Annotated in this window: 8 protein-coding genes and 3 pseudogenes; 7 read left to right on the forward strand and 4 right to left on the reverse strand. The window is 62.9% G+C overall.

Annotation, left to right across the window (positions count from 1 at the left end; translation table 11 throughout):
• Positions 1-699, forward strand: a complete 699-nt coding sequence (locus Q8S38_RS17780; protein WP_305681706.1) for an ABC transporter ATP-binding protein — start codon at positions 1-3, stop codon at positions 697-699.
• Positions 700-875: 176 nt separating this feature from the next.
• Here Q8S38_RS17780 and Q8S38_RS17785 read toward each other — a convergent pair whose 3' ends face one another.
• Positions 876-1,181 (reverse strand): ArsR/SmtB family transcription factor, encoded by a 306-nt coding sequence (locus Q8S38_RS17785; protein ID WP_305681707.1) that lies wholly within the window; start codon positions 1,179-1,181, stop codon positions 876-878.
• Between the two features lie 79 nt (positions 1,182-1,260).
• Between Q8S38_RS17785 and Q8S38_RS17790 the strand changes: the two genes are divergently transcribed.
• Both Q8S38_RS17790 and Q8S38_RS17795 read left to right on the forward strand, forming a co-directional pair.
• A complete protein-coding gene (locus Q8S38_RS17790; protein ID WP_305681708.1) occupies positions 1,261-1,614 on the forward strand; it encodes a carboxymuconolactone decarboxylase family protein in 354 nt (117 codons plus the stop codon).
• Between the two features lie 174 nt (positions 1,615-1,788).
• Complete coding sequence (locus tag Q8S38_RS17795; RefSeq protein ID WP_305681709.1) at positions 1,789-1,995, forward strand: YgaP family membrane protein; 207 nt, start codon at positions 1,789-1,791, stop codon at positions 1,993-1,995.
• Here Q8S38_RS17795 and Q8S38_RS17800 read toward each other — a convergent pair.
• The gene (locus Q8S38_RS17800) at positions 1,961-2,332 is read right to left on the reverse strand and encodes a thiamine pyrophosphate-dependent enzyme (RefSeq protein ID WP_305681710.1); all 372 of its coding nucleotides are present in this window, start codon (positions 2,330-2,332) and stop codon (positions 1,961-1,963) included. The two genes, Q8S38_RS17795 and Q8S38_RS17800, sit on opposite strands and share 35 nt — an antisense overlap.
• Complete coding sequence (locus tag Q8S38_RS17805) at positions 2,295-2,531, reverse strand: hypothetical protein (RefSeq protein WP_305681711.1); 237 nt, start codon at positions 2,529-2,531, stop codon at positions 2,295-2,297. Before Q8S38_RS17805 ends, Q8S38_RS17800 begins: the two co-directional genes overlap by 38 nt.
• 114 nt (positions 2,532-2,645) lie before the next feature.
• Between Q8S38_RS17805 and Q8S38_RS17810 the strand changes: the two are divergent.
• Positions 2,646-2,825 (forward strand): annotated as a pseudogene (locus Q8S38_RS17810) (transposase); the annotation flags it as partial.
• 32 nt (positions 2,826-2,857) lie between these two features.
• A pseudogene (tnpC, locus tag Q8S38_RS17815) lies at positions 2,858-3,685 on the forward strand (IS66 family transposase); the annotation flags it as partial.
• Positions 3,686-3,694: 9 nt separating this feature from the next.
• Here tnpC and Q8S38_RS17820 read toward each other — a convergent pair.
• Positions 3,695-4,882, reverse strand: coding sequence for an IS110 family RNA-guided transposase (locus tag Q8S38_RS17820; protein WP_305681718.1), 1,188 nt, complete (start codon positions 4,880-4,882; stop codon positions 3,695-3,697).
• Between the two features lie 254 nt (positions 4,883-5,136).
• Here Q8S38_RS17820 and Q8S38_RS17825 point away from each other — a divergent pair.
• Both Q8S38_RS17825 and Q8S38_RS17830 read left to right on the forward strand, forming a co-directional pair.
• Positions 5,137-5,395, forward strand: a pseudogene (locus Q8S38_RS17825) (transposase domain-containing protein); the annotation flags it as partial.
• 256 nt (positions 5,396-5,651) lie between these two features.
• Entirely contained in the window at positions 5,652-5,963 is a 312-nt protein-coding gene (locus Q8S38_RS17830; protein WP_305681712.1) for a glutaminase, read from the forward strand.
• Positions 5,964-6,067 lie beyond the last annotated feature (104 nt).

Below are 6,067 nucleotides of genomic sequence, written 5' to 3' on the forward strand. Positions count from 1 at the left end.
ATGGCCGGCACGATGGCAGATCATCCGCTCGTTCGATGCGACCGCATCTCCAAGCATTTTGGCGAAGGCGAGACGCGCGTGGATGCGCTTCGCGATGTGAGCCTGGACGTCTATCCGCGCCAGGTCGTCGCCTTGCTTGGCCCTTCCGGTTCCGGGAAGACGACGCTCCTCAACATCATCGGCTGCATCCTCGAGGCGTCCTCCGGCTCGATGGCGTTCGACGGCGAGACGGTGTTGAGCGAGGGGCAATGGTTGAAGTCCAATCTCAGGCAGCTCAGGCTCCACAATATCGGCTTCATCTTCCAGTTCCACAATCTCATCCCGTTCCTCGACGCGACCGACAACGTGGCTCTCGTACTGCAGCTGGCCGGGGAAGAAGCGGTTGCCGCCCGGGCCCGGGCGGTCGAACTGCTCGACTATCTCGAGGTCGGGCACCGCCGGAACGCGATGCCCGCCAAGCTGTCGGGGGGCGAGGCGCAGCGCGTTGCCATCGCGCGCGCTCTGGCCAATCGGCCACGCATCATTCTCGCCGACGAGCCGACGGCCGCACTCGACTCGAAACGCGCGGGAATCGTGATGGATCTGCTCCGCAAGGTCGCCGTCGAGCAGGACGCCGCCGTCATCGTCGTCACCCACGATGAAAAGATACTCGATCGGTTCGACCGAAAATTCACCCTGCGCGACGGTCGTCTTGCGTAGATCCTACGGACATATCGCACATCACCGGGTGGATCGGATCTCTGCGAACGCTTGCTTGCCAAGTCTCAGGATGCCGGCGACGTACCCCTCCTCGTGCCCTGTCCTGGTCATTGTCCCCAGGATGTCAGGCATTTTGCTCAGAGGAGCAGCGCGCGCCAGCATTATGCTCCGCCTTGTCACGCCTCGCCGGCGCAAAAATGCTCGTAAAGCGTTGTCATGATTTCAGTCACGACAGGCTGGCCAATGGAATAGTACAGGGTCCGGTGCTCGCGGCGGAATTCGACGATACCCTCGGTCTTCAGCTTGGAAAGGTGCTGAGACATCGAGGTTTGGGGCACGCCGGTCGCTGCTATCAACTCCGTAACGCTCCTTTCGCCCTGGGTTAGCGTGCAAAGAATCAGAAGCCGGCTTGGATTGGCCAATCCCTTGAGGAACCCGGCCACCATTTCGGCCTTGTCAGGCATGATCTGCATCAAATCCATCGTGGTGTCCGCTTCACATTTTGTATTTCTCTTATATTATAAGATTGAAAAGTGAGAAGAGGCCGGTCAGGAGCGGGTTGTGAGCAAAGATTATCGCGCCATCACTAGGGATATTTCGGCCTACAGCAGCGAGATCAGGAAGCTGCAACCTGATGCCATGCAGGCCTTTTATGCCCTGTCGAAGGCAGCCGGTGCCGACGGTGCCCTCGACAAGAAGACCAAGGAGCTGGTGGCTCTCGCGATCGGCATCACGCAGCGCTGTGACGGCTGCATCGGATTTCACAGCAAGGCACTGGTCGGTCTTGGCGCGACGCGGCAGGAAGTCGCCGAGATCGCCGCGATGTCGGTCTATATGGGCGGGGGCCCTGCGCTCATGTACGCGGCTGACGCGCTGCGAGCCTTCGATCAGTTCAACGAGCCGGCGGCGGGGTAGGCCAAACGGTTGGAGGGTATGTTCGACTTCGCCACGGTCGAGCTTCCTGTATCTTATGCTTGCTCCAGATCAGAGAGCGAGATGGTTGTCTCGAGCAATGATAGGGTGAGAATTTCCTTCAAGGGGCAACCCGGACCGGACCCGATGTGGCCACAAGCCAGAGGAGAATGGATCATGACCAAGAATGTAGGAGGGATCGATCGCCTGCTGCGGATCGTCGTTGGGTTGCTCCTGATATCTCTGATCTTTATCGTCGAAGGTGCGGCGCGTTGGTGGGGATTGATTGGTCTAGTCCCACTGTCAACCGGCCTTTTCCAAACCTGCCCGCTTTATTCGATGTTTGGGCTCAACACCTGTCCGCTCCGGAACATTGGCAAGTGAGCTGGTGCGAGCCCTCGCCGGTGAACAGTACCGTCCGCCTTTCGGGTGCGGCGACCGCCGCTCCGACCGCCGCCGGCGTCGCCCAACCGATCGAACCCCACAAAGTCGGGTTGTGGAAGCTCGCCCTCCGGGGCAGCCAAGCAAAACCCATCCCCATCGAGGCGGTCCCGGTTTCAGCGATCAGGATGTCGCCTTCGGCCAGGAAATCCGCCCAGCGCGGATAGAGCGCGGCGGCATCGAGCGGTGAGGCCCCGTCCTCCGATGCCGGGCCGAGCGTGCCGGGCTTGCGTCGCGTCCAGTCACGCCGCGCCAGCCGGGCAGCGAGCGCCGCGGACATCGCCGATCTCCAGGTTGTCATAGGTCGTAGAGCCGATTGTCACACGACGATGGCCGATGGTGATCGTCCTGGCCGGGTCGAGCCGGGCGGTGAAGGCAACGCTGTTGAAGTCGGTGAGCGGGGCACCGATATCGAGCACCAGATCGGCACCCTCGACGCAGTTTCGGACTTCGGGTTCGAGGAGCGTGCCGTCATACATCCCAATATAGCTATTCGCTGATCTTCCTGGAAACCTCGTCCTGCCCTCTTCAGGGTACGCGTCCGGCGTGGGCCGCCTTGCGCGGGGTGATGCAAATCGTTGAGCGCTGTCAGTATGGACAGCCATACTGACAGCGTCTTGAATCGCCTCGACGTGGTCGAGACGGGGCGTCGTCGCCGCTGGAGCGAGGGCGATAAGGAGCGGATCGTGCTGGAAAGCATGGCTAGTCCGCGCCAGATCTCAGCGACGGCGCGGCGGCACGGGATCGCGCGCTCGCAATTGCTGGCTTGGCGGCGTGCGATGCTTGTCGAGCCAAGCGCTGCGCCTTCGTGGGGCCGAAGCTGCTGGCCATGGTGCTGTTCGAGAAGTTCGGCCAGCATCAACCGCTCAACCGCCAGAGCGAGCGCTACGGCCGCGAAGGCATCGACCTCTCCGTCTCGACGCTGGCCGACCAGGTCGGCGCGGCCACGGTAGCGCTGAAGCCGCTGCATGAGTTGATCGCCCGGCAAGTCATGGCGGCGCAGCGCTTGCACGCCGACGACACCACGGTGCCGATCCTGGCCAAGGGCAAGACCGACACGGGCCGGATCTGGACCTATGTGCGCGACGACAGGCCGTTCGGCGGCGCCGATCCGCCGGCGGCGCTTTACTACGCCTCGCGTGATCGCAGGCACGAGCATCCCGATGATCACCTCAAAGGCTGGCGGGGCATTCTGCAGGCCGATGCTTATGGCGGCTACAACGGCCTCTATGATCCGGCGCGCAAGGCGGGAGCGGTCACCTCGGCGCTCTGTTGGGCCCACGCACGCTGCGGCTTCTTCGAACTCGCCGACATCGCGGCCTCGGCGCGGCGCGGGCCATCCGCCGCGCCCGTCTCGCCGATTGGGCTGGAAGCGGTGACGCGTATCGACGCTCTGTTCGAAATCGAGCGCAAAATAAACGGCTTGAGCGCCGAGGACCGTCGGCGCATCCGGCAGGAGCAGTCCAGGCCGCTCGTCGACGACGTGCACGCGTGGCTGCAGGAGAAGCGCGCCATGCTGTCGCGTTCGTCGTCGGTCGCCAAGCCGATCGACTATATGCTCAAGCGCTGGAGCCGCTTCGCCGGCTTCCTCGATGACGGTCGCATCTGCCTGACGACGGATGGTGTTGAGAAGCCCCAAATCTCATCCGGCTGCAGATTTCCTCGGCTTTTCCCGCCATGCCTCGACCATTCGCTCGTAAGCTCGTTCGACGCGCTCGACGTAGTCCATTTCCTTGTGCCGGATTTCTTTGATCCAGTAGTCACGACCGGGCCCAGCTTTGCCATACTCGCGTGGCGCACCCGCCTTCAAAGCGACTTTTCGGAGCTTCATCGCGGTGAAGGCCGGTCGGGCAAAGATGTACTCCGAGCCTCCCGACAACACATGCCAGATCATTACGGCCAGCTTGCGAGCTGTCGCCACGGCGGCCGCGGCAGCGCCCCGCTTGTGCTGGATCCGAACAAAGAATGCCCGGAGTGGACCAGGCGCCGTCTTCGCCGACCAGGCCGCCTCCACGAGCATCTTGCGGGCATCGCCATTACCCTGCTTGGAGATGCGTCCGTGGCGTGCCGGTTGGTCACCAGACTGACGCACCTTGGGAGTCAACCCGAAGTAGCTGCTCAGCTTCTGCGGCGTCGGGAAGCGCGACACATCGCCAATCGAGGCCAGAACCGTGGTCGCGACGACCGAGCTTATCCCAGGAATTGTCATCAGCTGCCGGGCACGCGGATCGTCAAGCGCCTGCTGCGCCAACGCTCTGTCGAGATGCGCCATTTGGGTGGAGACACGCTCGAGCTCAATAATCAGGCGCCCGAGCATGGCACGTTCCTCATCGGGCAGCGCCAAGCTGTCGAGCCAATTGCGTCCAGCCTTGCCAAAGAGATGCCCGCTGTATCTCGGGATCAAGTTGGAATTCAGGATCGCTTGGATGCGTCCTTTCGTTCGGACCACCTGTTCAAGGACGCCCATTCGCTCAGCAATCCGGCGCCTCCGGCTCAGAGTGTCCTCGTCAGCCACCCAGACCTCGGGCAGGAAGCCCGCCGCGTGCAGGCGGGCCAGAATGGCGGCATCGATCTTGTCCGTTTTGACCCGCGCATACGCGATCGCTCTCACCAGGCGCGAGTTGGCTACAGCGACACGCTTGACGTGGGGCCGCATCAACCGCTCGACGGCGGCACTATTGCCGGTTGCCTCGATGACGACCTCGTCCTCCAGGTCGAGCGTCTTGGCAAAGTTCACCAACGGCCCTTGGACAAGATCAACCCGAAACTCCCGGGTGATCTGTCCGTTTTCCAGGATCGCCACCTGAGCGAACGACCGATGGATATCCATGCCCACGATACGCATGCTGATTCTCCTGTTATCCAAGGGAGCCAGCGGGCTTGCACGACATCTACGGATCCGCGCTCGCAGCGCAGCCGGGCAAGTCGTAGGGGCGGCCACGTAACAACTCGAGCTCGCAGCTCATGGTCAGGTCGGCCTGCCGCCGTTTCATGCTCCCGGAACCCCTATCCCGGCGATCCCCAATACCCTCTTCAGGGCGGTTGCATCCATCGGGCAGTGGTGCCGAAAGCAGCATGCCCTTTAACAATGCCGCCGAGCGCAGCCTGCGCGGCTTTGCACTCGGCCGGAAAGCTTGGCTCTTTGCCGGCTCCGACCGCGGCGCCGATCGTGCCGCCATCATGGCGACGCTCATCACCACCGCGAAACTGAACGACGTCGACCCGCAGGCCTGGCTCGCCGAGCGCGCTCGCCCGCATCGCGGCGACGCAACAGAACCAGCTCGCCGTTCTACTGCCTTGGCACTGGCGCCGCACCACGGTTGAGCACCACAGCGCAGCTTAATCAGACGGCCGTCTCACCAGACGCCGCTCGCCGTCAGCCCGTGGCCCTCGCCGGATGCATACTCTTCAGGCAGTGGTGGGCGCCGTTATGATCGGCGTGATGATCTATGTCTGGCGACGCCCGGAAGCGTGACGTTCGCCCCCGACATATCTGACCGGGCCCTTGCGCCCAGTGGCCTTCCCCATGCCCTATTCGCCGCTGGAAATGCGGCCAATGTCTCGCTAGCGTTCCACGCGATCAGGGCGGGTGGGGTCAGATGGATAAGCGATTTCACAGCGACGAGACCTCCAGCGACGCCCTCGTCTCGACGGGACGTCTGCCGCCAGATCCTCAGATCGACGCGCTGCTGATGGAAGCCCACGCCCGCTACCGGGACCTCGATGACGGGGTCGTCGCCGATTACATCCCTGCTCTCGCCTCGGTGCGGCCCAAGCTCTTCGCCATCTGTATGGCCGGCGTCGACGGCTCGATCCACGGCATCGGCGATGTCGAGCATCAGTTCTCGATCCAGAGCATCTCTAAGCCCTTCGTCTTCGCCCTCGTCTGCCAGGCTCTAGCAGGCTGTTGAAGAAGTCAGACGCGTTCGCAGACGAAGCCTGACTCGTCGCCGTTGTGGATGTAGAAGTGCCCGACGAGGCGGCCGGCGGTGCCGATTGCGGCCCATCCGCAACC

The sequence above is a fragment of the Allobosea sp. genome, from assembly GCF_030695125.1.
Lineage (GTDB): Bacteria > Pseudomonadota > Alphaproteobacteria > Rhizobiales > Beijerinckiaceae > Allobosea.

Coding starts and splice junctions, on each gene's coding strand:
- Q8S38_RS17830 (WP_305681712.1), top strand. CDS start 5,652: ATGGATAAGCGATTTCACAGCGACGAGACCTCCAGCGACGCCCTCGTC.
- Q8S38_RS17795 (WP_305681709.1), top strand. CDS start 1,789: ATGACCAAGAATGTAGGAGGGATCGATCGCCTGCTGCGGATCGTCGTT.
- Q8S38_RS17805 (WP_305681711.1), bottom strand. CDS start 2,531: ATGTATGACGGCACGCTCCTCGAACCCGAAGTCCGAAACTGCGTCGAG.
- Q8S38_RS17780 (WP_305681706.1), top strand. CDS start 1: ATGGCCGGCACGATGGCAGATCATCCGCTCGTTCGATGCGACCGCATC.
- Q8S38_RS17800 (WP_305681710.1), bottom strand. CDS start 2,332: ATGTCCGCGGCGCTCGCTGCCCGGCTGGCGCGGCGTGACTGGACGCGA.
- Q8S38_RS17785 (WP_305681707.1), bottom strand. CDS start 1,181: ATGGATTTGATGCAGATCATGCCTGACAAGGCCGAAATGGTGGCCGGG.
- Q8S38_RS17820 (WP_305681718.1), bottom strand. CDS start 4,882: ATGGATATCCATCGGTCGTTCGCTCAGGTGGCGATCCTGGAAAACGGA.